The sequence below is a fragment of the Peribacillus sp. FSL R5-0717 genome, from assembly GCF_038002945.1.
Lineage (GTDB): Bacteria > Bacillota > Bacilli > Bacillales > DSM-1321 > Peribacillus > Peribacillus frigoritolerans.
In genome coordinates, this window is sequence record NZ_JBBOOF010000001.1 from 1,860,660 (window position 1) to 1,886,340 (window position 25,681).

Annotated in this window: 24 protein-coding genes, 1 riboswitch and 1 other annotated feature; of the genes, 10 read left to right on the plus strand and 14 right to left on the minus strand. The window is 40.8% G+C overall.

Going from position 1 to position 25,681, the window contains the following annotated elements:
- Nucleotides 1-843: 843 nt before the first annotated feature.
- Nucleotides 844-1,398: a helix-turn-helix domain-containing protein gene (locus NYE65_RS09035; protein WP_268592123.1), complete on the minus strand. Its 555-nt coding sequence runs from the start codon at nt 1,396-1,398 to the stop codon at nt 844-846.
- Nucleotides 1,399-1,501: 103 nt separating this feature from the next.
- On the opposite strand from NYE65_RS09035, the gene NYE65_RS09040 reads away from it, so the two are divergent.
- Nucleotides 1,502-2,086: a LysE family transporter gene (locus tag NYE65_RS09040; protein WP_268592120.1), complete on the plus strand. Its 585-nt coding sequence runs from the start codon at nt 1,502-1,504 to the stop codon at nt 2,084-2,086.
- 225 nt (nt 2,087-2,311) lie between these two features.
- Here NYE65_RS09040 and NYE65_RS09045 read toward each other — a convergent pair whose 3' ends face one another.
- Together NYE65_RS09045 and NYE65_RS09050 are read right to left on the minus strand one after the other, a co-directional pair.
- Nucleotides 2,312-3,097: a PhzF family phenazine biosynthesis protein gene (locus NYE65_RS09045; RefSeq protein WP_328175610.1), complete on the minus strand. Its 786-nt coding sequence runs from the start codon at nt 3,095-3,097 to the stop codon at nt 2,312-2,314.
- A gap of 303 nt (nt 3,098-3,400) precedes the next feature.
- A complete protein-coding gene (locus NYE65_RS09050; RefSeq protein WP_340860648.1) occupies nt 3,401-4,813 on the minus strand; it encodes a LysM peptidoglycan-binding domain-containing protein in 1,413 nt (470 codons plus the stop codon).
- 455 nt (nt 4,814-5,268) lie between these two features.
- Between NYE65_RS09050 and NYE65_RS09055 the strand changes: the two genes are divergently transcribed.
- Complete coding sequence (locus NYE65_RS09055) at nt 5,269-5,646, plus strand: hypothetical protein (protein ID WP_328175612.1); 378 nt, start codon at nt 5,269-5,271, stop codon at nt 5,644-5,646.
- A 766-nt stretch (nt 5,647-6,412) separates the two neighbouring features.
- Nucleotides 6,413-7,162: a sulfite exporter TauE/SafE family protein gene (locus tag NYE65_RS09060; protein ID WP_328175613.1), complete on the plus strand. Its 750-nt coding sequence runs from the start codon at nt 6,413-6,415 to the stop codon at nt 7,160-7,162.
- 81 nt (nt 7,163-7,243) lie between these two features.
- On the opposite strand, the gene NYE65_RS09065 is transcribed toward NYE65_RS09060, so the two are convergent.
- Nucleotides 7,244-8,848 carry an ABC transporter permease gene (locus NYE65_RS09065; RefSeq protein ID WP_340860649.1) on the minus strand — a complete coding sequence of 535 codons (1,605 nt, stop codon included), beginning with the start codon at nt 8,846-8,848 and terminating at the stop codon, nt 7,244-7,246.
- Complete coding sequence (locus tag NYE65_RS09070) at nt 8,848-9,765, minus strand: ABC transporter ATP-binding protein (RefSeq protein ID WP_328145168.1); 918 nt, start codon at nt 9,763-9,765, stop codon at nt 8,848-8,850. The genes NYE65_RS09065 and NYE65_RS09070 overlap by 1 nt, the downstream gene beginning before the upstream one ends.
- Before the next feature lie 153 nt (nt 9,766-9,918).
- On the opposite strand from NYE65_RS09070, the gene NYE65_RS09075 reads away from it, so the two are divergent.
- Nucleotides 9,919-10,506, plus strand: a complete 588-nt coding sequence (locus tag NYE65_RS09075; RefSeq protein ID WP_340860653.1) for a TetR/AcrR family transcriptional regulator — start codon at nt 9,919-9,921, stop codon at nt 10,504-10,506.
- 75 nt (nt 10,507-10,581) lie between these two features.
- Here NYE65_RS09075 and NYE65_RS09080 read toward each other — a convergent pair whose 3' ends face one another.
- The 3 genes from NYE65_RS09080 to NYE65_RS09090 all read right to left on the minus strand — a co-directional run bounded on the left by NYE65_RS09080 (nt 10,582) and on the right by NYE65_RS09090 (nt 14,044).
- Nucleotides 10,582-11,280, minus strand: coding sequence for a GntR family transcriptional regulator (locus NYE65_RS09080; RefSeq protein WP_340860654.1), 699 nt, complete (start codon nt 11,278-11,280; stop codon nt 10,582-10,584).
- Between the two features lie 1,025 nt (nt 11,281-12,305).
- On the minus strand, nt 12,306-13,322 hold the full coding sequence (locus tag NYE65_RS09085) for an ABC transporter permease (RefSeq protein WP_340860655.1): 1,017 nt from the start codon (nt 13,320-13,322) through the stop codon (nt 12,306-12,308).
- Nucleotides 13,319-14,044: an ABC transporter ATP-binding protein gene (locus NYE65_RS09090; RefSeq protein WP_340860656.1), complete on the minus strand. Its 726-nt coding sequence runs from the start codon at nt 14,042-14,044 to the stop codon at nt 13,319-13,321. Before NYE65_RS09090 ends, NYE65_RS09085 begins: the two co-directional genes overlap by 4 nt.
- A gap of 118 nt (nt 14,045-14,162) precedes the next feature.
- Here NYE65_RS09090 and NYE65_RS09095 point away from each other — a divergent pair, with 118 nt between their 5' ends.
- Nucleotides 14,163-14,762 carry a TetR/AcrR family transcriptional regulator gene (locus NYE65_RS09095; protein WP_063589913.1) on the plus strand — a complete coding sequence of 200 codons (600 nt, stop codon included), beginning with the start codon at nt 14,163-14,165 and terminating at the stop codon, nt 14,760-14,762.
- 401 nt (nt 14,763-15,163) lie between these two features.
- Here the strand turns inward: NYE65_RS09095 and NYE65_RS09100 are convergent, their stop codons facing one another.
- On the minus strand, nt 15,164-15,355 hold the full coding sequence (locus NYE65_RS09100; RefSeq protein WP_034310797.1) for a hypothetical protein: 192 nt from the start codon (nt 15,353-15,355) through the stop codon (nt 15,164-15,166).
- Between the two features lie 329 nt (nt 15,356-15,684).
- Nucleotides 15,685-15,827: riboswitch (cyclic di-AMP (ydaO/yuaA leader) on the plus strand.
- A 173-nt stretch (nt 15,828-16,000) separates the two neighbouring features.
- On the opposite strand from NYE65_RS09100, the gene NYE65_RS09105 reads away from it, so the two are divergent.
- Both NYE65_RS09105 and NYE65_RS09110 read left to right on the plus strand, forming a co-directional pair.
- Entirely contained in the window at nt 16,001-17,338 is a 1,338-nt protein-coding gene (locus NYE65_RS09105; protein WP_445670412.1) for a TrkH family potassium uptake protein, read from the plus strand.
- Between the two features lie 23 nt (nt 17,339-17,361).
- Nucleotides 17,362-18,018, plus strand: a complete 657-nt coding sequence (locus tag NYE65_RS09110) for a potassium channel family protein (protein ID WP_340860664.1) — start codon at nt 17,362-17,364, stop codon at nt 18,016-18,018.
- 118 nt (nt 18,019-18,136) lie between these two features.
- Here NYE65_RS09110 and NYE65_RS09115 read toward each other — a convergent pair whose 3' ends face one another.
- The 3 genes from NYE65_RS09115 to NYE65_RS09125 all read right to left on the minus strand — a co-directional run bounded on the left by NYE65_RS09115 (nt 18,137) and on the right by NYE65_RS09125 (nt 20,963).
- Nucleotides 18,137-18,970: an STAS domain-containing protein gene (locus NYE65_RS09115; protein WP_034310790.1), complete on the minus strand. Its 834-nt coding sequence runs from the start codon at nt 18,968-18,970 to the stop codon at nt 18,137-18,139.
- Between the two features lie 327 nt (nt 18,971-19,297).
- Nucleotides 19,298-19,999 carry a class I SAM-dependent methyltransferase gene (locus tag NYE65_RS09120; protein ID WP_340860666.1) on the minus strand — a complete coding sequence of 234 codons (702 nt, stop codon included), beginning with the start codon at nt 19,997-19,999 and terminating at the stop codon, nt 19,298-19,300.
- Nucleotides 20,000-20,342: 343 nt separating this feature from the next.
- Nucleotides 20,343-20,963, minus strand: a complete 621-nt coding sequence (locus NYE65_RS09125) for a class I SAM-dependent methyltransferase (RefSeq protein ID WP_057279199.1) — start codon at nt 20,961-20,963, stop codon at nt 20,343-20,345.
- A gap of 267 nt (nt 20,964-21,230) precedes the next feature.
- Between NYE65_RS09125 and NYE65_RS09130 the strand changes: the two genes are divergently transcribed.
- Complete coding sequence (locus tag NYE65_RS09130; protein WP_222620182.1) at nt 21,231-21,509, plus strand: PadR family transcriptional regulator; 279 nt, start codon at nt 21,231-21,233, stop codon at nt 21,507-21,509.
- 16 nt (nt 21,510-21,525) lie between these two features.
- Complete coding sequence (locus NYE65_RS09135; RefSeq protein WP_340860671.1) at nt 21,526-22,245, plus strand: pentapeptide repeat-containing protein; 720 nt, start codon at nt 21,526-21,528, stop codon at nt 22,243-22,245.
- Between the two features lie 123 nt (nt 22,246-22,368).
- Here the strand turns inward: NYE65_RS09135 and NYE65_RS09140 are convergent, their stop codons facing one another.
- The gene (locus NYE65_RS09140) at nt 22,369-23,259 is read right to left on the minus strand and encodes a PhzF family phenazine biosynthesis protein (RefSeq protein ID WP_340860673.1); all 891 of its coding nucleotides are present in this window, start codon (nt 23,257-23,259) and stop codon (nt 22,369-22,371) included.
- A 147-nt stretch (nt 23,260-23,406) separates the two neighbouring features.
- Nucleotides 23,407-23,619: a binding site (T-box leader), on the plus strand.
- Between the two features lie 64 nt (nt 23,620-23,683).
- On the opposite strand from NYE65_RS09140, the gene NYE65_RS09145 reads away from it, so the two are divergent.
- A complete protein-coding gene (locus tag NYE65_RS09145; protein WP_340860675.1) occupies nt 23,684-24,508 on the plus strand; it encodes a hypothetical protein in 825 nt (274 codons plus the stop codon).
- 196 nt (nt 24,509-24,704) lie between these two features.
- Here the strand turns inward: NYE65_RS09145 and galE are convergent, their stop codons facing one another.
- The gene (galE, locus tag NYE65_RS09150; RefSeq protein WP_328175624.1) at nt 24,705-25,676 is read right to left on the minus strand and encodes a UDP-glucose 4-epimerase GalE; all 972 of its coding nucleotides are present in this window, start codon (nt 25,674-25,676) and stop codon (nt 24,705-24,707) included.
- Nucleotides 25,677-25,681: the final 5 nt, after the last annotated feature.

The following is a 25,681-nucleotide window of genomic DNA, read 5'->3' on the forward strand; positions in this document are numbered from 1 at the left end:
AACTTATCCATATAATTGACACGCTTTTCCAAAAACTGAATTCCGACAAATTTACTTACCCATACACAAATCCACCCTACTTTTTTCCTCTAAAGATTCGTGTATCTCCTATATTACAACAAAATAATCCAATTTTAAAACAAATTTACAATAACACACTGAATATTAACAGAATATTTTCATTATAATCACCCTAAAATACCTAGTAACAGATAGATGATATATCAAAAAAACGATCCACTAGTAAAATAGCATCATTTTCAGTCGATATCACCCTTGGTCTTTATACCTAAATTAACCAAAAATAAAAAAGAGAGAGAGTTAGCTCTCTCTCAGACTGTACATAAATTCGAAGAAAAGCGAGTTTGCCTGCGGTTTTTTAAAGAACATTCCAGCTGATTTCAGCAACCCGCCCCCTTTCGGCCGACTGGCCGCCAAGCCTCCTCGACTCAAGCGGCTGTGGGGTCTTGGCTAGCCAGATATTCGGCAGGAGTGTCGCAAATTTCTTCCATCAATGTGGGTTATAGGAAATTGGCGTATTGCGAGAATCAAGAGACGGCTTGCTGCAGGATGGACGAATCCTCCAAGGGTTTCTTACAGTGGATAAGTAGGTACATTTCTATATTAGTAGGGGATGGTTAAATATAGTTTATAGACATTGTAAAATATTGTACTTCAAGTAATTGGGCTTGAAGAAGACTAAATAAAAAAAGCCGATTCTGTAAGAAAACCAGAAAATCGGCTTGAAGCAGGATCCCCAACAGGCAGACCATACCAACAGTCAATCCATAGGGGATATTCACTTTGCTAAGATATATTAACAGAACTACATTACTCCATTTTTTAAGTTGGATAATATAAGATCATACTTAATCGAGTTATTGTATCCCCTGAATTATGGTAGGCATGCGGTCTGTCAGCCTTGAACCTGATAGAATCACCATTCCTTATTGTAAATTCTTCGTTATTTACACGTACAGTCACTTCCCCTTCAAAAACAGTTATGTACTCTTCTGTTCCTTCCCTATGCGAATCGGAACTTAGGAATCCACCTTTTTCTATCTCGACTGAATATACTTCAAAGCGCTTCTCATCCTCAAAGGGAAAGTGGGGATAAACTCGATATTTGCCGTTATCTTCAGATAATGATTGAATTTCACTTTTTAAAACAATTTTTGTATCCGGCTGAGGATTATTTATCAATGAAGAAAATGAAATCTTTAATCCATTGGCTATTTTCCAAATCGTCGTAATCGTAGGGCTCGATCCTCCCCTTTCTATTTGTCCAATCATCGTTTTGCTTACTCCAGTCAATTCTGCAACCTTTTCAAGACTTAATTTCTTACTTTCCCTGATGGCTTTTAAATTGTTAGCAATAATAAAATTTATTTCTTCCATATAAATGCTCCTTATTTACAATATAACGTCGGCATTGTACAATAAAAAGGAAATCGTTATAGTGTCATTTTTGGTCATTATAGCATACAAAGGGGAGTCAACCATGCCATTACTATCTTTTTTGCTATTTGTTTTTGTTACAAGTTTCACTCCGGGTCCAAATAACATCATGGCCATGTTATTTGCGAACAAGTACGGGTTAAAAAAGACGATTAAATTTTGTTTCGGAGTAGGTGCCGGTTTTTTTGTAATCATGTTATTGTGCAGTTATTTTAATGTTTTGCTTGAAAATTTCATACCAAAGATTGAATTTATCATGACAATCCTTGGTGCAATTTACATGCTGTATCTGGCCATGAAAATCATTTTCAGTTCAACTAAAGCGAAGGACGATAATGATGACAAGAACAATAGTTTTATAGCAGGCATGCTTTTACAATTCATAAATCCAAAAGGAATCTTATATGGCATCACGGCAATATCGACCTTCATCCTACCTTATTACTCTTCAAATTTCAGCTTACTATTCTTTTCATTATTTCTGGCTTTCGTTGGTTTTATGAGTACGTTCTGCTGGAGTATGTTCGGTTCTGTTTTTCAAACGTTTTTATCAAAGTATAGAAGTCAGTTTAATGTAATCATGGCTTTGTTATTAGTGTATAGTGCCATTTCGATTCTTACACACTAAAAAGGGTAAGGGTGCAAACCTTCATTAAGAAGGATTGCTGAGTTGTAAATTTCGAACGTTCATTTCCACTCCAGGCACTCGCTTTCCGCGGGCGGTCCACCCTCGGCGCCTATGCGCCTGTGGGGGTCTCCCTTGGACGCGCCTTTCCCGCTGGAGTCTCGTACCTCCGCCCCATTCAACTTTTTTAAAAATTCAGATGGACCCCACTCAAATCTTCCCCCTGCATTAAATGGTTAAATTCCCTTCGAATATTGTGACGGCATGGCCGGAAAGTTTAACTGTGTTTTCCGTTACTTCAACTTTCAACAGTCCGCCTCTTTCCGATGCCTGATAAGCTATAAAAATACTTTTGTCCAGCTTGCTTTTCCAATAGGGTCCCAGACAGCAATGGGCCGAGCCGGTTACTTGATCTTCGTCAAGACCTTGGGCAGGGGAAAAGAAACGTGAAACGAAATCATATTCACTGTTATCGGATTGACTCGTCACGATGACGCCCCTAACCGGCAATTGGGCAATGGAGTCTATATCCGGCTTTAAATTCCTTACGATTTCCTCTGATTGAACTTCGACTAGAAGATCCCATTTGTTTTGCCCAACATACGCAGGCACAACACCTAAAGCCTTTATCAGTAAATCAGGGGCAGCGGTCTCCTTCTCCCTTAATGACGGAAATTCCAGCTGAACCATTCCTTCAACGAATTTTGCAATAAGAAGCCCGCTTTTCGTCTGATAGGTAATCGGCTGATTCCTTGGCACGTATCCTTTATCCCATAAAAAGAAGGAGCTTGCCAGCGTCCCATGTCCACAAATCGGGATTTCAATAGAAGGTGTGAACCATCGCAGCTTCCATTCACCATTATGAGGTTGAATAAAAGCGGTAACAGGCATATTAATCTCTTTAGCTATTCTCTGCATCCACTCACTGTCACTTTCCCCGGTAAGAAGGCAGACTGCAGCAGGGTTTCCATTAAAAGGTTGATCTGTAAACGTATTTATGATGGTTAGTTCCATAAAATGTTCCTCCGGTAAGTGATAATCTAGTCTCCTAATTCCACAATGAGGAGCCCTTTTCCTTTTTTGAATGACCATTCCCTTGGTTTTTTAAAGAGTTCTCATTAAAATGAAAAGGACCACCATATGGCGTCCTCGATTAAGTCCCTTTATCTACTCAGGTTCCAGACGCTTTTAAACGTTGTCATAAAAAACCGGTAATTCTTGTAGTGCATTTCGAAATCACTAAAATAGACAGCTTTATAAAAAAAGCTGCCCATTACTATATCAATTATGTGATCTACCTTGCCGTAACAAAACACCCTACAGTTTCCGTACAATGAATGTATCCCCAAGCAGTTCCCAATTCTGGGGGAACGGATAACCAAGTACCCAATAACTGAGACCCCTTGACCTGTAAATCTTCACCAGATCGAATTTGGCTTTGGCACTGCGTGCGTCCTCAAACCAAACTTCATGTGTGCGTCCCTGATCATCTTTGTACCTATAATAAGGGGATTGGGCTGTCTCGTCATATTTTATTTCTGCATTATATTGGACGGCGCGTCTGATGGCTTCCTGCATATCGAATGTCTCTGCTTCCTGTCCCTCTTCATGAGGAATAAGCCAGTCCCGTGCATAAATTTGAAACCCTATGAAGATTTTATTTGTTGGTATCACCGTTACGGCATAGTCAAGGACACGCTTTATTTCATTAATGGGAGAGATTGCCTGCGGCGGCCCCTTTCGGTAACCCCATTCATATGTCATCAGCACCACGAAGTCGAGCAGCCGTCCGTGAACTGGATAATCATGTGCCTCAACTAATGGCCCCTTTTGATTGGCGCTAGTTTTTGGGGCAAGGGAGGATGACACAAAGTAACCCTCAGGATGCAATCGATCCACTGCTCTTTGGAGAAAGCGATTATAGAAATCACGGTCCTCTGGTCTTACACTTTCAAAATCGATATTCAATCCACGGTATCCTTTATCTTTCATCGTTTTTATGACGTTGGTTAATAATGTTTCCACTAAACTTAAATCGGAAAGTATCGTATGGGCAAGCTGAGTTCCCGCTTCCGTCGCGGAAAAATTCGTTATGCACATCATGGGTATGACGCCAGTCGACTGTGCCGCCCGGATCGTCGGGATGTCATCTATGACTTCTAAGCTGCCATCTTGCCTCATTCTATAACCAAATGGACTTACGTAGGTCAAATCGTAGGCTACTTCACGTACCTGCTCCGCACCGGCTTGCCCGTAAACGTTTGTAAAACCATTTACTTCAATGATGGGTTTTGGTTTCTGGGGAATCCTCATTATCCGTCCGATATGGATATTGGACGGATCTGTAATCCTGTTCATCAGCATAATGGCCTGAACTGTCGTTCCATAACGTCTCGCTATATCATAAAGGGTATCTCGTTCCCTTACGGTATGATAAATAACCGGGATGGTTAGTCTCTGCCCTGGATAGATAGCGGAAGGATTTGTGATGCGATTCGATTGCATGATTTCCTGTACCGTAATTCCAAACTGATTTGCGATATTATTTAGAGTATCCCCTTGCTGAACCCTGTACTGAAGATAAGGTTCAGGAATCAAAAGAGCTAGGCCAATCACCAGCTTATCTGGATTTTCAAGGCCATTGATCCGAACAATCCGGTTGATACTGACACCATACTGCTGGGAAATTCCCCACAAAGAATCCCCCCTATTCACCACATGGATTTTCACATGCACAGCCCCGCTTTCCTTTAAAATATCCCTTTCATTTTATTCCCTGGATAGCCCTAATATGTTTTTTGCGTTCAACACTCATTAAATGAATGTGTTCATAAGCCTGTAAAGGATATAGGGAAAAAAATAATAATGGCAGCTATCAATTCCAGTGAATGTGCTGATTGCTGGTATTAGAAATCGAGACGTCTCTACACAAATGGTGGATTCAGAGGTAATTCGTTTACCTGAACCGGGAAGGCTTAAAAGTTTAAAATGATTCAGAACTACATTTCAAAACTGAATGACGAGCACATTTCACTTTTTTCTAATTCCATATGTTGGGCATGAAGTAGTGGATACTCCAAAAACGCTTCATGAAAAAGTGAATCTTTGGATAGATGATAATATAAAAAATATTGATTAGAATTATATGGAGAATAATAAGTCAAAACGGGTGAGGAGGAATGAGCATGAAAATGTTTAAAATGAGTGCTGTGGCATTGGTCGCTGCGTTGTTGTTCCCTTCTTCTACATTTGCAAGTGGCTGGGATTACTTAGGAGAACAATCTCTTTATTCTAATGGTGCTGAAAGTGATGTATTTGCCTCTACTGGTGGTGATTATAAGATTTGTCGGGATTCTTACGTGGGTCCAGCTGGTAAGTTAAAAGTTGAATTATGGGAGTATGATCCTGACAGTTATAATGATTATGTAGGGGTAAGATATTTAGATCGAGGCCAATGTGGTATTTTCTGGGGTATTGGTAACTTTGTTGATGGAGGAAATGAAGCAGAATTTTTTGCGAAATCAAGGACTAACAGTGATATGCATTTAATCTTTTATGATTAATTCACTAACTGAATGAAAAAAAGACCTGAGATTGATTCGTAAATGCTAAAGGATATTCTTCTAGAATGAGTGCGTAAACACCTTAATATGACTGCTAATATATATAGGGTTTTTTAGGCTGAAGAATTACCACTTCAGCCTTTTCTTATGCAGGAAAATAATTACTTGATTTATCTAAATGGAAAGTGTCATAACTTAAAGGTATTGGCGGAAGAAAGAGCATAAGGAAGAACTGTCCCCAACTAAGTTGTTGAAATAGGCAAAGCCTAGTGTTTTTGTGGGTACATGAAAACTCCCCTACTAAAACCATCACTGTCCCTTTCATGTCCCCCTATTTTATTAATTTTACTTTTTAATTGTTTTTTTTGATGAAACTTAGCGATATTGTACGCAGTTACACCAAAATAAACCACTTGTAGCCAAGGGGCTTATTGTCTTTCACTTTTATGGCTTAGGGACTCCTAAAACTCCTAAAGTTCCAGTATGACTAATTGTTTTTGTTTTAGTTGATGCGAAAGTAGAAATTAATGGAGTTTCATCTGAATTAACACCTCAAGATATATCCCCGCTTTCCCAGCCTTATTTTTGACTCTTAAGAAACAAAAACAAGGGGTGTGTACCTCTCCATTAAATAGTTAATCAAACGCTTTAAAAAGAGTGTAAAGGGTCTTAAATAACCCGTTTTTAAGTGCGGTTACCTCGGTCTAAAATTGGATTGGTATGGTATAATTATAGAAGGGGTACTGTGCTTTTAGGAGGTGAACGAATGACGATCAGCAGCATCATATTGGTGGTGGCGGCAGTGTTTATCGGCGCCTTGATGCGGACGATGTTCGGGTTCGGTGAAGCGATTGTCAGCATGCCTCTGCTTGCCTTACTTCACATTCCGCTTAATACTTCGGTTTCCTTGATTGGATTGGCCGGTCTTACCGTCGCTTCACTAACCGTCGTTAGCGGATGGCGGCATATCGAACGCTCGGTATTAATCAGGCTGGCGGCTTCAACGGTGATCGGCATACCAGCCGGCCTGGCTTTGCTCCATTACGCACCTTCTATGATCATTACTTCTGCACTGGGTGTTTTTTTGATTGCATATGGGGGATATTCTCTTCTTAAGCAAAGACTTTTTCAGGCTGTGGATAAACCATTACTTAACTCGAAGGGCTGGGTATGGCCGTTCGGTTTTGCGTCGGGAGCCCTTGGCAGCGCCTATAACTTTAACGGGGTGCCGGTCGTCGTCTATGGAACTTTGCGAAGATGGGATCCAGATCGATTCCGCGGAACATTGCAAGCCCATTTCCTGATATCCGGTATCCTGGTCGTGACAGGTCATGCGCTAGGCGGACTTTGGACAGCCGATTCACTTATTCTTTACGTTTATTCCATTCCAGCTATATTACTTGCGACAGGTCTCGGAATCTTCATGAATAAGCGAATTCCCGCGAAGAAATTCGAAAGTTATTTATTCTTCATCATCATTGCACTAGGAGTACTATTATTGATTCCCCATGACTGATAACCAATAAAAGCCTGATTTCTCATTAAAACAACGAGGAATCAGGCTTTTTTCAGGAATAATAGAATCATAGTCGAATCGTCAACCGCGAATATCCCGTTTGTTATATCCGAGAAAGCCTGCAGCCAGTAATAAGATAGCTATGATTGTAAGCATGGATACTTTCATGAAGTCCATATCTTCAACAGGAAGCTTCGGAATATGGCCGAACGGTGTTAGTTTTGCCATCCATTCCGGGAATTGAAGCATTCCCCCTAAATAAACGACTAAGATTGAGTAGGTCAAGTAAAGCCAAGTCAAGCCGGATAATTTTGGTGCAAAGCCAATAAACAATACGGCGATACCAATCATGATCCACATCGCAGGCAGGTAGACCATCGCTGCACTAAATATAGTGCCGAAAGCAACCCCTTCATCCATCACGGAATTCCCGACTGCCCAAAGACCGATGTCAGCAAGCGCAAGCATGAGAAAACCGCCAATAACGGAGATGATAAGATAACTGCCCATAAGCCTTGTACGGGATACAGCACGGCTCAGTAAATGTTCAGTATGGTTCTTTTTTTCTTCCCCTTTAAGCTTTAACATTGCCATTAAAGGCGGGATGGTGCATATCATGGCGATGACTGACATCAACATTGTCAAGAATTGTTCTGTCAGTGAATAGCCTTCAACTGGCGTCAATAGTTCGGCCATCATTTCATTATTTGTAAAAAAGGATTCCAAATCGCCTAATACGGAACCGTAAGATGCTCCCAAAATGAACATCCCGGCTGCCCAGGCGATCAATCCTGTACGCTGCAGCCTCAGCGCGAGACCAAGCGGACTTTTTAAAAACGATGAAGCATATTTCCGGCCGGGCTTAGCCGGAATGAATCCAGCTTCCAAATCACGGATGGCATTCAAATATAGAGATAAGGCAACCAAAATGATTGCCGCACCGATCGTAAGGATGATTGGCCACCAATAATTATTCACATATACTTCTGAACTTAAAACCCAACCCAATGGTGAAAACCAGGAAAGTGTTTCATTGCTGACATCCCCTATCGCCCGAATAAGATAGGAGAGAAGCAATACAGTGATGGAGTAACCCATCGTACCTCGAGCACTCTCGGTAAGCTGGGCAAATAATGCCGTTATTGCCGAGAAGAAAATACCGGTTGCCCCTAACGCAGCTCCATACATAAGGGAACCTTCCAAATCCATGCTTTCTATTCCCAGAGCATACAACCCGAAACCCATTATTATCGCGATTAACGCATTCGTTCCAAACGATACGGAAATGGTTGCATATAAATTAGCCAATCGTCCAGCCGGCAAAGAACGGATCATTTCGATACGGCCGTCCTCTTCATCTGCGCGTGTATGGCGTGTAACAAGTAAAATACTCATTATCCCCACGGCCATAGCGGATAACAGTAACATTTGATGCGCCATCATCGCTCCGTTTGTATAGTCATCCAGGCCGTAACCTTTCCCCACCATCGCTGTCATTGCAGGGTTCTTCATCGTTTCTGCAATGGTTTGCCTTTCTAGCCCAGTCGGGTACAGATCGGTGAATGCCATCGCAACCATAAAGGAAAGGACGGATAAGGAAATGATCCAAACAGGGATCCGAATCCGATCTTGCCGTACGATGAATCGGGAAAGTCTTCCTGTATTATGATAGGACTGGTTCGCCATTATAACGCACCTCCCGCCCCAGAATCAGAAGTCTTCCTTTCGCCTTCGTAATGGCTCATGAATAAATCTTCCAATGTAGGCGGCGCGCTTTCCAATTTCACAATTCCAAACTGGCTTATATACTTCATGACATTATCCAACTCATCTGTATCCACTTGGAATGAAAGTGCCTGGTCTTTCATCACGATATCCCGAATACCGTTTACATTCCCTAAAGCAGGAATAGGCTGCTTCGTTTCTACAAGCAAGCTCGTTCTCGTTAAATGTCGTAACTCATCCAATGTTCCCGTTTCAATTATTTGCCCTTGCCGAATGATTCCCACTTTATCGCATAACCTTTCCACTTCAGAAAGAATGTGACTGGAAAGCAATATGCTTTTTCCTTCATTTTTCGCGTTCATCACACATTCTTGGAAAACCCTTTCCATCAATGGATCTAGACCTGATGTTGGTTCATCCAATATATAAAGGTCGGCATCAGAAGAGAAAGCAGCAATCAAAGCAACCTTTTGCCTGTTTCCCTTTGAATATGTTCCACATTTCTTGGAAGGATCCAAATCGAATTTTTTTATTAGTTCTTCGCGCCTGCTTTTATTATTCGTCCCGCGTAATTCAACAAATAGATCAATGACTTCCCCGCCTGTTAAGTTGGGCCATAGGTTCACATCTCCCGGAACATACGCGATTCGCTTATGAATTTCAACGGCATCTTTCCATGCATCCTTGCCAAAAATCTTCGCTTCTCCATCCGTCGCTTTTAAAATCCCGAGCAGCACACGGATCGTTGTTGATTTTCCAGCACCATTGGGACCGATGAACCCAAATACCTCCCCTTTATTCACTTCAATGTTCACACCATTTAAAGCGGTGAACTTTCCAAATTTTTTCGTTAAATCCGTTGTTTTCAATACTGACATTCCTCATCCACCTCTTCCTCATTGAAAAAATATGAAATATTTTAACTGATTTAGTTCATAATATACAAAAGAATAATTCCTGACAATAGTTTATGAACTAATTTAATTGTTCTATTACATATTTTTAATTAAACTAAGGTTGAGGTGAAACAAATGGACGGATTTCAACGACGCAGGGAACAAAAAAAATTAAATATATTAGAGGCTGCCTTGGCTTTATTCATGGAGTATGGTGTCCAAAAGATTTCGATTGGGGAAATAGCAAAAAAAGCAAATGTATCTCAAGTAACGATATATAATTACTTCGAAAGCAAACATAATCTAACTCATGAGGTTTTTGTTTATTATACAGATAAGGCATTGGATGAATTTGAACAAATACTGGCCAGCAACATGGACTTCCCTGAAAAAATAAAGCAGCTCATGTTCACGAAGAATGAAACGGCCAAACAAATTCATGAAGATTTTTATCAATATTTAATGAAGGAATATACTTCCGGAATCAATTATATGGAAAAAATATATACAGAAAAGGCCCTGCCCCGCTTTATCGATCTGTTTAACCAGGGGAAGGAACAAGGATATGTTGATCCGAACTTATCTAATGAAGCGATTTTATTTTATATAAAAGCAATGAATGAATATATCCAACGGGAAGAGGTTTATCAAAGCATCCTGCCTTTGACTGAGGATATTATGAAGATTTTGTTTTATGGGATCGTTGGGGAAAAAGAGAAATGAATGAAGAAAAAACGGTGTGAATCGATATCTCCCATTCACACCGTATAATCTTATTCAAGAATTTTCCTGCACTCTTTAAGTCAATGTTAATAATTTGGCTGAAGTGTAATTATATTTCTCGATTGATAAATCAAAAACGGCTCCCGCTTTTAAAAAGACCGTACTTTCAACGATTAAAGTCGGATCACCTGGCTGCAAGTCCAAAAGCCCAGCATCATCGTCATTAAGTTTTTCACACGAAATGATTTTATCCGCAAACCCGATATTCAACTTCAAATCCTCGACTATATATTCATAAATGGAACCATTTGCGATTTCTTTATTTATGATCGGAATGATATCTTTATTGAAAAAGGACTCTTCTATTACAATGGGTTGACCATTTAAGTATCTAACCCTTTTCAGGTTATAGATTTTGGTTTTTACTTTGCATTTCATTCGTTTGGCCAATTTTTCATCGGCTTCTATTAATTCTAACTTCAACACTTTACTTTTCATTTCATCATTTGGAAACACTTTGGTTAAGCCACCCATATCCCTCATCGAAATGCAGCCCGGTCTGGTAAATTCCCTAAGGAATATGCCGCTTCCTTGAACTTGATAGATATACCCCTGCTCAACCAATATGTTGATTGCTTTTCTAATGGTGTTCCTGCTGACATCGAACTTCTTAATCAACTCTTCTTCAGTGGGTAACTTAGTATTTAATGTATATTTTCCATCTAATATTTCTTTCTCCATTTGTTCTACGACCATTCTATACTTTACAACCATATTTCCATATACCTTCCTCTATACATAATGATTTAGAACAATAATTTAGACTGAATGATAGGTTTTCTTTACAATAGTTTATTTTATAACGATTGTAAAGAAACCTCTGTTACTTTCAGACTGCTGACAAATCCGCAGAGAAGCCTAAAGTTTTTTCGAGAAAACATTCCAGCTGATTTCAGAAATCCGCTCCCTTTCCGCCGACTGTCTGCCAAGCCTCCTCGGCTAAGCGCCTGTGGGGTCTCGGCTAGACAGAATTCGGCAGGAGTGTCGCATATTTCTTCCATCCAAAGAGGATTACAGGTAAAAAAAACTTAAAGGATAACCTAGTCTTAAACTTGGTTCGAAATAGACCAGCCTAAAGTTTTTTCGAGAAAACATTCCAGCTGATTTCAGAAATTCGCTCCCTTTCCGCCGACTGTCTGCCAAGCCTCCTCGGCGTAAGCGCCTGTGGGGTCTCGGCTAGACAGAATTCGGCAGGAGTGTCGCATATTTCTTCCATCCAAAGAGGATTACAGGTAAAAAAACTTAAAGGATAACCTAGTCTTAAACTTGGTTCGAAATAGACCAGCCTAAAGTTTTTTCGAGAAAACATTCCAGCTGATTTCAGAAATCCGCTCCCTTTCCGCCGACTGTCTGCCAAGCCTCCTCGGCGTAAGCGCCTGTGGGGTCTCGGCTAGACAGTATTTCGGCAGGAGTGTCGCATATTTCTTCCATCCAATGAGGATTATAGGTAAAAAAACTTAAAGGATAAACTAGTCTAAAACTTGGTTCGTAATGAAACCTGCCTGCAGTTTTTCTTTTAAAACACAAAGTTGATTTGAACATAAGGTATGAGACTCCTGCGGGGAAAGCGTGGTATGGGAGACCCCGCAGGCGCGCCGCGAATCAGATTATAACAATGAAAGGCTCATGGTCAAAAAGGTGTAAGTATCAAAATCCCTTTCAACTAAAAGTATGCAGTAAAAAAAGCCGGTTCCCCATGTTCCGGGAATCCTGCTTTTTTGTTTTTTGATAAGTTGATTTCATAGTGCACGGTATTTTTTTAAGCTAATGATATTGATGGTGATGAAAACGATGGCAAAGGCCAGGAGAATGAGCAGATCCAGTAAGACCTCATTGAACGTGAAACCTTTGTACATAATGCCATTCATGGCATCCGATGCGTAATAGAGAGGCATGACCTTGCCGATTTTTTGGAGCCAGTCTGACATGCCATCCAATGGGAAAATCCCTGTAAAGAAGACTTGCGGCACGATGACCAGCGGAATGAATTGTACCATTTGGAATTCGGATGTCGCGAAACTCGATAGTAATGTACCAAGGGATAATGCAACGAGCGCGACCAGTATATTCGTCAGTAAAACGAGCCAAATGGAGCCAACAAGGACGATATCCAATACATTGACAGCATAAAGCACGACAATTATGGTTTGAATTAGAGCAAATAAGCCATATCCGATCACATAGCCCGCTACGATTTCGTATCTTTTGATCGGGGTGGCAAGCAGCCGTTCCAACGTACCACTTGTACGCTCCTTCAAAAGCGCAATCCCCGCTATTAAAAATACAAAGAAGAAAACGAAAAAGCTGACGAGCATCGGACTGAATGTATCAAACCCCTTTGTGTTGGCGTCTCCGTAAACATATTTCTCCTCAATTGAAGGAGTGTTTTTTTCATTCCCTTGCAAGCCTTGCATCATTTGCATTTGAACGGCCTTTGCCCGGGTAGGTTCGTCGTTCAAAAGTGTGAGTTTCATTTTGCCATTTTCAACATGAAGCCAGCCATCCGCATCCTTTTCAATCATCTTTTCCTGTGAGAATTCCTCAGCAGCCGTCACTTGAAAATCCGCTTTTTTCAATGCTTTAACGATCGTTTCATCACTGCCTGTAACAACGATTTTCAAATCACTTGCCTCTGTATCGAAAATAAAATACATGAGCGTTAAAATGAGCAATGGAGCCAGGAAAAATAAAGCGAGCGTCCTTCGATCCCGGCGCATCTGCTGGGTAATACGAGTAACAAGAGAGGCAATTCTCATTTTATGCCGCCTCCAATCCTTAAAAAAACATCATCAAGCGTTTCCGCGGCAAATTGAGTTTTTAAAGCTTCAGGGGTTCCTGCCGCGATGATTTCACCTTCACGCAGCATCGCCAGTTTATCGCATCGTTCCGCTTCATCCATCACATGCGTCGTGATGATGATCGTCTTATCATCTTCATTCCTTAAACGCTCAAGTTCCTCCCAAATCGATTGTTTCAGCAAAGGGTCTATTCCTACTGTCGGTTCATCCAATATGAGAATCTCCGGATTTTGGATGAGTGCAACCGCAAGTGAAAGACGGCGTTTCATTCCCCCTGAATAATGGGCAACCCGAACGTTCAAATCATTCGTCAGCTGTACGATTTCAGCTGCATATTGAATGCGTTCCCTTCGTTCCTTTTTCGAAAAACGGTATAGCTTCGCAAAAAATTCGAGGTTTTCAGCTCCCGTCAATTCTGTATATAAAGCATCGGACTGTGCCATATAGCCGACATCCATTAACAGGGATTCATTTGGCACTTCATGATCCAGAACCGTGACTTTACCCGCATCGGGTTTAATTAATCCGACAATCATTTTAATCAAAGTCGTCTTTCCGCATCCGGATGGACCTAACAAACCAAAAATTCCGCTTTTTTCAATATTCAGGCTCATTGGCTGAATGACCTTCTTCTGCTGAAAACCCTTAGCAATTCCATCAATGGAAATCACATTTTTCATTGCACACACATCCTCCCTCTTTAATTAACACGGTGTTGAGTGTATCATCATTCTAAGGTAGCATTCGGTCTAATACAATCAACACATTTGGAAAAATGTTTAGTGAAGGAGACATTCCATGGCATCGATTCATGAGGATATGGTACAAAAGACGAAAAAGCAGATACAACATCATTTTATTGCACTTATTGAAGCAGAGGGGTTCTCACATGTATCCGTGAAGAAAATCGCAGAGCGTGCCAATATTAATCGGGGCACATTCTATTTGCACTACACAGATAAATATGAATTGATGGATCACTTACAGCAGGAATTGTTACATGAACTTCAAACCCGCATTACTGCCATTTTGCCTAAAGAGGCTTTTTTGGCTCTTAATCAACAGCAACTTTATCCGCCTTTCATAGCAATTTTTCAATTCATCAGTGAACATGCTCACGCATTAAGGGCCATTCTTGGTGATCAGGGCGACCCTTCTTTTGCGAAAAAAATAAAACGGGTTTTCGGTGAAGTACTGTTGGAGCGTTTGATCAGCCTGCATCCTGCAGCTAAAGATGAAGCATTCCGCATGTATATGCACGCCTTCCTGACATCGGCGATTTTAGGGGTGATTACTGAGTGGCTGGAGAACTGTGAAGAACAAACGGCGGAAGAAATGGCGAAAATCCATTTTCAAATCTTGAACTTCATCAGCCAATTGCGCACATTCATCCAATGAACGATTTTAGTTGGAGATACCTATTCCGCACAAAAGAATGGAAGGGTATTTCCAGGATACCAATGCATTTCTTAATGTCATCGCTTCTCCCCCTTTGATCGTACAATTTAAACCCCCGTCCCCAAGGAACGAGACCAATTTGCGACGCCCCCCATAAATACCCAACAATCCTCGGCTGTTCTAGGAAAGTGGTCATTTCATTTTACTTTTCTTTACGTCCACATTAAACATTACTAAATTTTAACATTATTGTTTCAAAACTGTAAATAACGCAAAAAAACTCATTAAATATAATGAGTTTAAAAGCAAAACAAGATATGGATTTTTCGCTCACCGTTCCTGGATAGAACACAGGGAATTACAATAATTGAATACCGCTATGAATGTTGGAATCAGTTGATTTACCTTGGGGAAAACAGTTTTAAAAACGGATTCTTTTTCTTATCCGTTATCCTTAATTCATTCATGATGATTTGATCCTCATGATCGGCTATCCATTTCCTTAGTGCATCTTTATCCTGGCATTGTGTTAAATATGTTTGGCCACCCTTGCCTGTAGCATTAATAACATATCTATTGAACGTCTTCTCCATAATTGCCCGCCTTTTTAATAAAATGTATTGAATTTAACTAATAATGTACTGCTTTTTCCTTTATCTTTTACAAAAGAAACATAATTTATCTATTACAAATTTCGAATGGCAATAGCATGTTCTGCTTGAAATTATTGAATAAAGTAGATCGATGCCGGTTATCTTAATTGGATTAATCGAACCTATCATAATGTGCTAACTAATATTTGTCAATACGTTTTCTGAATGTAAATAAAACGTAAATTTTCAGTTTTGTTAAAGAAATATTTTTTTACGATTTAGGGGTTTACAACTGCTAAATGATGGGAGTAGAATACGTTTATCAATTTAATGCATTTCGGCCAAAACTCATTATAAATGAGTACGGAGGACCCAATCATTTGGGGTTAATTCTGCCTTGCAGAAGGGATGAGATCAGCTCTTTCGCCATCCTACCCGTCAGCTAACTTCGTCGGCTAAAGCGAAGGAGGTCATAAGACCGCCTATTTCGGGAGCCTTTTTTGCACGCTTTTTGTGGCAATAAGCTATTCGATGTTTTCGCAGGTCTTTTTATTATGCCTTTTAAAAAGATTCGGAATGAGGATTGATGGTTAAGATATTCATACAGTTTTACACATTTCATTTTTATAGGCAGGGATGATCAATTTGATAAAAGCAAAAAATTTGTTAGATCCGCCAAAAATACTTGTACTTGGCTTTGCCATCCTGATACTTTTTGGGGCCTATTTATTGACCCTGCCGGTTTCCACAGAAGATGGCCATGGTCTTTCTTTTCTGGATGCTTTATTCACCTCGACTTCCGCTACATGTGTAACAGGACTGGTCGTTGTGGATACGGGATCGACCTTCACCACTTTTGGTGAGTTGGTCATCTTAACACTGATTCAGGTAGGCGGCCTAGGGTTCATGACATTTGCGACGTTTTTCTTTTTATTATTAGGCAAAAAGATTTCTTTAAAAGGCAGGTTAGTTCTGCAGGAGTCGTTAAATAATCTATCCATGGCGGGTGTAGTCAGATTAGTGAAATGGCTGTTAATTTTCACGGCCATCATTGAAGGCATGGGTGCCCTTATCTTATCGATTCGCTTTTCTTTTGACATGCCAACCGGCAAGGCGATCTATTACGGTGTTTTTCATTCCGTCTCGAATTTCAATAATGCCGGCTTTGATTTAATGGGGGAATTCAGGAGTTTGACCCCTTATGTATCGGATCCATTCGTAACCCTTACCGTTGCCTTCCTCATCACGTTTGGCGGGATAGGCTTTATCGTGATGAATGAACTATACGAATATCGGAATACACATCGTTTATCCGTACATACGAAGATCGTTCTGACGACTAGCGTGACCCTTACGATTGCCGGCGCGATTTTAATCTTTTTATTCGAGTACGGCAATGCCAAGACATTGCAGCCTTTATCTTTCATGGGTAAAATACTGTCTTCTTTATTTCAATCGGTATCACCACGGACGGCAGGCTCCAACACGCTGAATATCCCTGATTTAACTCAGCCTGCATTACTGCTCATCATTTTCTTGATGTTCGTTGGGGCATCACCCGGATCGACTGGCGGCGGGATTAAAACGACGACATTGGCGACGATTGCCGGAACGGTTTGGTCACAGATTAAAGGTAAGGGTGATGTGGTCTTGTTCCGACACCGCATCGTGAGTGAAACGATTTTTAAAGCATTATCCGTCACATTCATTGGTGTATTCGTGGTTTCCACCATCTCCATTCTGCTGACCATCACTGAAAGCGGATCTGACTTTTTGATGATTTTGTTTGAAGCCACTTCAGCTTTCGCCACCGTGGGACTTTCAATGGGTTTGACTCCGGAATTATCACCGGTTGGCCGGATGCTCATCATTTTCACGATGTTTGCAGGACGTGTTGGTCCTTTGACTTTTGCCTTTGCTATCGCCATGAGGCGCAAGCCAGATCCGTTCCGACGTCCAAAAGGGAAAATCATGATTGGTTAATAATGCATGAAGGAGCGTAAAAGATGGGAAAAAGACAATATGCCGTGATAGGTTTAGGCAGATTTGGAACCAGTGTGGCCCATAGATTATATACGGCAGGCCAAGAGGTTTTGGGTATTGATGTGAACGAGGAAAGAGTCGAGAATGCGGAACTGAACGTTACCCATGCAATCATGGCGGATACGACCGAAGAAGAGACATTGAAAGCAATCGGAATCCGTAATTTCGATTGTGTCATCGTAGCCATCGGAAATGACATGCAATCGAGCATTTTAACTACCTTGCTTTTAAAAGAGCTTGGGATCAAAAAGGTCATTGCCAAGGCACTTAATAAAAATCACGGTCAGGTGCTGACAAAAGTCGGTGCCGACTGGGTCATCTACCCTGAGAGGGATATGGGGGAAAGGGTCGCGAACCAGCTCCTTTCCCCTAACATGCTGAACTATATCGAGCTTTCTAAAGAATACACTATCGAGGAAATCATCCTCCCCATGAGCATGAAGGGAAAAAGCCTCAGGGAGCTTGATTTACGGGCAAAATATAATATCAGCGTCATTGCCATCGTGAGTAATGGAGAAATTATCATAGCACCGTCACCGGATCAGGATATCCATGAAAAAGATATGCTTTTAGTGGTTGGCAATAAAGAAGATCTAGCCGTCTTTGCCAATATTGAATAATCCGGCAGGTTCCGGCTTTTGCTCCTTTTGAAGGCTAATACATACGAGAAGACCGCCATATGGAGGTCTTCTCGATGAAATTTATAACGAACATGCCCGAGCCCAGGGTATGTATGTATTATTTTATCGTACTGATCGCTTGGGCAAGAGTGGACTTTATCGTCACTTTATCAAAAGGAAGTTGAAGCTTAACGGCAGTCATGGCTATTTCCGGCCGAAGTCCTGAAAGGGTTGTTTGAATTCCGATCAAATGCAAGGATTCAATCAATTGAGACAGCTGGTGTGCGGATCCGCTATCTATTGAATGAACGCCGGATAGGTCAATGAAAAGTCTGGTGACATTTTTTTCAGCGCACTTTTGTAAGGTGTTTTCAAGCAAGGACATGCCCCTCGTCGTGTCAATATCGCCTATCAGGGGAAGCAATGCCGTGTTATCTTTAAGGGAAATGATGGGTGTGCTCAATTCATCGATCGTTGCCTGTTGGGCTTTCATGATTTTATTGGCATACCTATGATTCGCTTCCGTAAACCTCTCCATCACTTCACTGAACACCTTCACCACTATCCGATACCAGGAGTTTATTTCCTCCTGTGTATATTGATCTCCATGCAATTTCACAAACCGGTCAATATAATCCAGGTATTGCTCTTGCGTTCGGAAAAACTCCCTCAATATAAAATAGATGGGTGTGTTTAAATGCTGCTCATCCTGACCGATCGCTTCAATCCAATCACCAAGCTGCTTAAAGAATTCCCTCTCCTCTGTATCAAAGACTTGAAAGAAACGTAAATGGAATTCATTATTTTGCTGCTTAAGTTTTTTAATCACTTTGGGATCGGTTGAGCTATATACACCCGTACTATCACTTTTATTCAAGGATGCGTACCAATCCTCAGTCAATTGTGCTGCCACACCCAATAAAAAGGCATATAATTCTTTATTTACGTGCATAAACTCCTCCTATTTAGTTTTTATAAAAAGCAATCGATAAATCTAATTTATCAACAAAGCAAGCATCGAAGACAACCTCTTCCATACTTAAAACCTTAAGCTCTCTGATTCCTGATGGCTCCCTCTTTCCATATACCTTCCCAGCTGTTTTTGAAACCATGTTTTAAAAAAAAAGATCAGCAAAAGCCTTCATCTATCATTCTGGTAAAAACCCGTTCCAAAACTTTATATTGTTGTTATAGTTTACCATTTTTATTTTTTGTTAACAATTTCCACGCAAAAAAGGACCTGATCCCAGATCCTTCGGTTTAAAACCATTTCTCCTTCTCATTTCATAAATAAAGCCGTCCATAAACCTTGCACCCCAAAGGTTTCATCCGATTGTTCCATTTTCCTCATTTTCCGTATTTCCACCACTTCGAATTCCTTGAAGATCATTCTGAGTTTTTCTTCAGTAAAACCTAAACCGCCTTTAAGGCTTCTTTGCCTATATACTTCCCAATCTGAAATATCGGAACCACCCAATATGCCGCCTTCGACAAAACAAGTGATCGAATACAACCCCTTAGGCCTTAACGCCTTTTTCACCATCTCCAAATAATTCATCCTTCGATGTGGAGCAATATGGTGAAAACAACCTGAATCATATACGAAGTCATATTGTCCTTTTGCAATATCCAAATCAAATATATTCCCTTGAATGAAGTTCACTTGGACATTTTTATCTCCTGCCCGTTCTTTTCCCCATTCAACGGCTTCCTTCGAAAGGTCCACCGCATCAACGGAACAGCCCTTTTGAGCAAGGTAAATGGCATTTCTTCCAGGTCCGCATCCAAGCTCAAGAACCTTCCCTGGCCCAATTAACCCACCATCAAAATATGAAACCAAATTCTCATCAGGGAAATTTTCGAAAAAGGGAACCCCTCTTGAGCGGTCTTCATAAAAACCATTCCAGAATCCAGTTGGTTCACGCAATAATGAGTCCAGCATGTTCAATAGATCTTCATAGGTTGTAATCGTCTCCGACAAAACCATCACCTCTTTCCTTGTATCCCACGATTTAATTATACTGATTTCGCCCGGTGCCTCTGTAACAGCCGCATAAAAAATTCGTTACATATGACGTTCAGACACCATTGGACCTTGTTGTTTATATAATGTTCACTGGAATTTAAAGGTATCAATGATGCATGTAAACTGCCTTCTGATGGTATGGATCCGTTCTTACTCAATAACCCGATGATCAGCTCATTAACCATGTTAGTGAAGACATGGGTTTTATACATGCATGTCAAATATTACATGCTCTTTACAGCGTATCCGGTTTAGCTTCAAAAAACAAAACTCAGCTCTATCTGGTATCCTGATGTCCTCATAACCGTTTACTGATGATTATCTTTCTATACATTCCATTCAGCATGATCGGCCGATCTTCTTCAATTTCCATAATATCCCCATGTCCACTGAACAGGTCTTCAAACCTCAAGCCAATATCCGTTCCTAAAAATCGAATGATTGGCCTCAGAAGCTTTTTGGGCACTGAAAGCCGTTCATCTTTAGAAATAAACTTATCGAATAGTATTATTTTCCCCTCGCCTTTTACAACCCTGATCATTTCCCGAAGACATTCATTGGCATCAGGTACGACGGAAAGAACCAAACTTCCCACCACATAGTCAAACGATTCATTAGTGAATTCCATATGCTGTGCATCCATCTCGAGGAAATTGATCGATGCATCATCAAATTTCCCCATCGCTTTTTTTAACATATCCGCTGACAGGTCTATTGCCGTTATCTCAAGGTCAAGGTTTTTGATCAACTCCAAATCGGCCCCCGTACCTACGCCCACAAACAGGACCTTTGCATGATCATGAAAATCCAGCTCTTCAAACATTCTTTTCCTGGCATCTAAAAAGAGATGAGAGTTGAAGATTTTGTCATAAACGGGCGACCAAAATTTATAAATCACTTTATTCCACGAATTATTCAACATGCCCACCCCCTTACATACTTCTTCCATGAAACATCATAAATCCCTTCAAAGCGGATGGAAAATTAGTACAATTAAAAAGTATGCGATGCAGTGATTCACGAAAATTGGCATGTTTCTTTTCATAAACCCTCCAAATCTGTAATATCCATAGTAACCAAACTACCTTGACTGTCATAGTAACATACTATAAGATATACCAAAGGAGGTGAGGATTTGGTTCAACGACAATTATCCTCTGACTTGCTTCGCGGACATGTAGATACGATGATTCTAAAACTCCTGCAAAGTGGCGATAAATATGGTTATGAAATCAGCAAACTGATATATACGAATTCCAATGAGCAATATGAAATTAAGGAAGCGACGATGTATTCCAGCCTAAAACGTCTGGAAAAGGATGGATGCATCATCTCTTATTGGGGAGATGCCACACAAGGCGGAAGAAGGAAATATTACAAAATCACCCCAATCGGGGAAAACACATATATCCAAAATAAAAATGACTGGGAGCAGGCCAAGCGAATACTTGAGCGCCTTCTCTAAGAAGGGAAGATGAAATGTGATTGAAAAACTGAATGCACATGCTCATAGCATTTTTGCTCCGTACAAAAGTGCAAAAACAGCAACGGAATTGGAAGAAGAACTGCTGCAAAACTTACTGGAAAAATACAATGACCATAGAAGGAATGGTGCCAGTGAACAGGAAGCATTTAAGCTGACTGTTGATTCGATTGGGGAGGTATCAGAGCTCATGGAATCCCTCAACCTACAATATAATGTGCTTGAGCAGGCGATAAACATGGACTATTCCAGGCATCGCTTGTTGGATTCCGACTTCCGCTCGGTTTCGGTCCATGATGGGAAGTTCAATTCCTGCGATTTAAGCCGTTCTGACTTCAGCCATTCCGACCTGACGAACAGCACATTTAAAAACAGTAACTTAGATCATTGCATCTTTGAAAACACCAATTTAACTGGCACCTTATTTAAAAGTGCCAATTTAAAAGGCGTAACTTTCAAGAACAGCATTTATAATAAAACCCATTTTAAAAGCTGTAATTTATCAGGACTTATATTCGATGGGGAAACTTTCAAACAAACCATTTTCGAAGGCTCTTCATTGAGAAAGGCATCATTCCGCGATACCACCCTCATCAATGTTCAATTTCGGATGTCCGATTTAAAGAAAATCGACTTTACAGGAGCTTCGATGGATAAACTCACTTACAACTTTTTACATGGAGCAAAGGTTGATCTTAGCGGCGTGACCCTCATCTAAAGGACAGCGATTGTCGCTTCCACCCCGTGTTTCTGATTTACACGATGCCTGTGCTAAGACACGTAACGTCTTAGCACAGTTTTTTTTCAATATACTTTTTCAGAATTGTATCTCATTATGTCTTTAGACTTCCACTTCAAATTCTTTAACGTAGACAGCATTCCCGGTGATTTCAATATCGTATGTGCCATCGTTCTTGGTAGCTGTAACGCGAACTCTGCCATCCTTTCCGATTTCATGCCCCTGTTCGATTAACAGATGCACCTCATCTTCAAGATCACCCTTTATGTATTTTGCATAATAAGCGCCCATTACACCTGAAGCCGTTCCTGTAACCGGGTCTTCAAGCGTACCTGAAAAGGGCGAGGAAAAATGCCGGGCATGCATATGGGCATCATTATCGTACGTTTCCAGGCAAAAGGGATGAACGGAAGCTCTTGGCATTTCCTTTAATAATTGCGGAAACAGGCTATTGTTGGCCTTCATCCTTTTAAATGAACTTCTTTCCTTTACCGGAACCAGTAAAGTCCATAAACCTGTACTTCCATAAACAATAGGTAATTCACTTTCCAGATCTTCTATATCAAGGCCGAAAGAACTGGCTAAGCCAGCTTTATCTCCGTTAAACGCTTCAAACTCCGTCGCGGCCTGCTTCATCGTAATATATATATCTGGCCCCGCCGTCGCATGGATCTTGATTGGCAATATTCCCGCTCCTGTTTCAATCATCAGCTCATCTTTATCCAATAATCCCCTGGTCTTCAGTGCATGGATAGTAGCCATTGTCGCGTGTCCGCAAAGATTCATTTCGTGTCCCGGTGTAAAATAACGGATCCTAAGATCGGCAATATCGGATTCCATCGGAAAAGAGGTTTCATTGAACCCCACCTTCATCGCTATATCCTGCATTTCCTTTTCGGTCAGTCCATCCGCTTCTAAAACCACACCTGCCGGATTTCCTTTATTCGGTTTACTGCTGAACGCATCGTAATGAAAAACCCTTACCGTTTTCAAATCTAACATCTCCTAATTAAATGATGGTGCTTCACTTGAATAGTAATTCTATATCTCTATCCATATTCCCTTTTCGTCCTATAGTAAGTGAAACAACCATTGATTTTATTTTCTGACTATTATACAATTACTCAAATTCATCAAACGTAAAATTCCATGAAGGGAAGGAGTACGTCATCGTTCTGTTCCAAAGAGAGCTGGTGCTTTGCTGAAAGCCAGTTTCCTGAATCTGACCGAATATCATCCCCGAGAAGTAAAGCCGAAGCTTCAGTAAGCTTTACCGGTTTCCCCCCGTTAAGTGGGATGTGTGTTTAATTATTAAACAAGAGTGGTGCCGCGAGTTCAAATCTCGTCTCTTAATGAGACGGGATTTTTTGTATGTAAACCAATCAATGAAAATATCGGGAAAGCGGGTGCAGGAGTCATGCAGACACTATTATTCGTAACGGATTTATACTATGAGGCAAAAGGAAGAAATTATTATGAGGAGGATTTGTTTCTTACCTCGAAGCTTAGGGAGGATTTTCAGTTAGTGCTTTGCCATCCTGAAGACATTGAAACGTTTGAAAAGGATTTTGACTTGATCGTCTTTCGAAATGCCGGTCCAGTAGCCAATTTTAAAGACAAGTATCTAGCATTCCGTAATAGAGTGGCTGCTGGCCATTTGAAAACATACAACTCATTTGTTGGAAAGGCTGATATGAACGGGAAGGTATACTTAATTGAACTGACGAATGCCCAATTCCCTGTCATTCCGACCATCGATACAATTGAATCTTTACATAAACTTCCCAATGTGGAAACGTATATAGTGAAGCCTAAAGATGGCGCGGATTCCATCGGTTTGGAATTTGCCGCGAAAGAAGAATTGGGAAATAAAATGGATGCAAAATCAAAGAACACATTGGTACAGCCATTTATCAACTTTGAGTATGAAGTCTCTTTTTATTTTATCGATAAGGAGTTTCAATACGCCCTTTATGCGCCTGATAAAGAGAAAAGATGGGAATTAAAAGAATATGTCCCTACTGAAGCAGACCTGGCTTTTGCTAAACGATTTATTGATTGGAACAATCTTGATTGGGGCATCCAACGAGTAGATGCCTGTCGGAATGAGCATGGTGAACTTTTATTAGTAGAGCTGGAAGATTTAAATCCGTACCTTTCCCTATTGGAATTAACCGAAGAAACACGTCAAAATTTTGTAAAAGCCCTGAAAAAATCAATCCGGAAAGCTCTTCAAGGTTAGAATGAAAACTGCCGTATTACTAGCTAGCCAAGACCCGACACAGCAGGCGCTTGGGGCTTTCAGACAGTTGGCGGAAAGGGGGCGGGTTTCTGAAAGCAGCTGGAACATTCTTCAAATAAAAAAACTGCAGGCAAACTCGTTTTTTTTCTTCGAGTTTGTCTACAGTCCGAAATGACTACCGAGTCCCAAGGGACCATTAATTCATTTGAGATTTATGCCATTTCCACGCACTTTCAATGATTTCTTCCAAATTTATCGATGCCTTCCAACCGAGTTCTTCATATATCTTGTCGGCCGAAGCAACCAGGCGGGCTGGATCTCCAGGGCGACGGTCTGCATACTCAACTGTCGGTTTAACTCCTGTGACTTTTTCGCAAGTGTCGATTACATCCTTAACCGAAAATCCTTTTCCATTCCCAAGGTTGTAGATGGCCGTATCCTTCTTCCCGGTTAATAGGGCTTGAAGCGCGATTATATGAGCTTGGGCTAGATCCGTTACATGGATATAATCACGAATGCATGTGCCATCTTCTGTGTCATAGTCCGTACCAAACACGGAAATCTTCTCACGTTGACCTAATAAATGCTGTAAAATGATTGGAATCAGGTGTGTTTCCGGATCATGGCTTTCACCGATTTCTGCTGACGCATGTGCTCCGGCCGCATTGAAATAACGCAAGACGACATAATGAAGTCCATATGCCTTTGCAAAGTCCCCTACGATCTGTTCCACCATCAATTTAGAGCGGCCATATGGGTTAATCGGATTCGTTGGCTGATCTTCATCAATCATATCCACATTTGGTATCCCGTACGTAGCTGCCGTTGATGAAAAAATGAAATTCTTAACATCATGCTTAAGCATGGTATTCAATAATGTAAGAGTTGCACCTACATTATTATCATAGTATTTATAAGGATCTTGAACAGACTCCCCGACCAAGCTATTAGCGGCAAAGTGCATGACCGCTTTAATCGGATACTTAAGGAAAATTTCATTCAAGACCGCTTCGTCCCCTAAATTCCCTTCCACCAAGGTGGCCTTCGAATCAACCAGCGAACGAAATCCAGTTGAGAGATTATCCAGAATGACAACCTCTTCAGTTTTCACTAACTCTTTTACAAGATGACTTCCAATATATCCTGCACCGCCAACGACCAAAATCATATAGT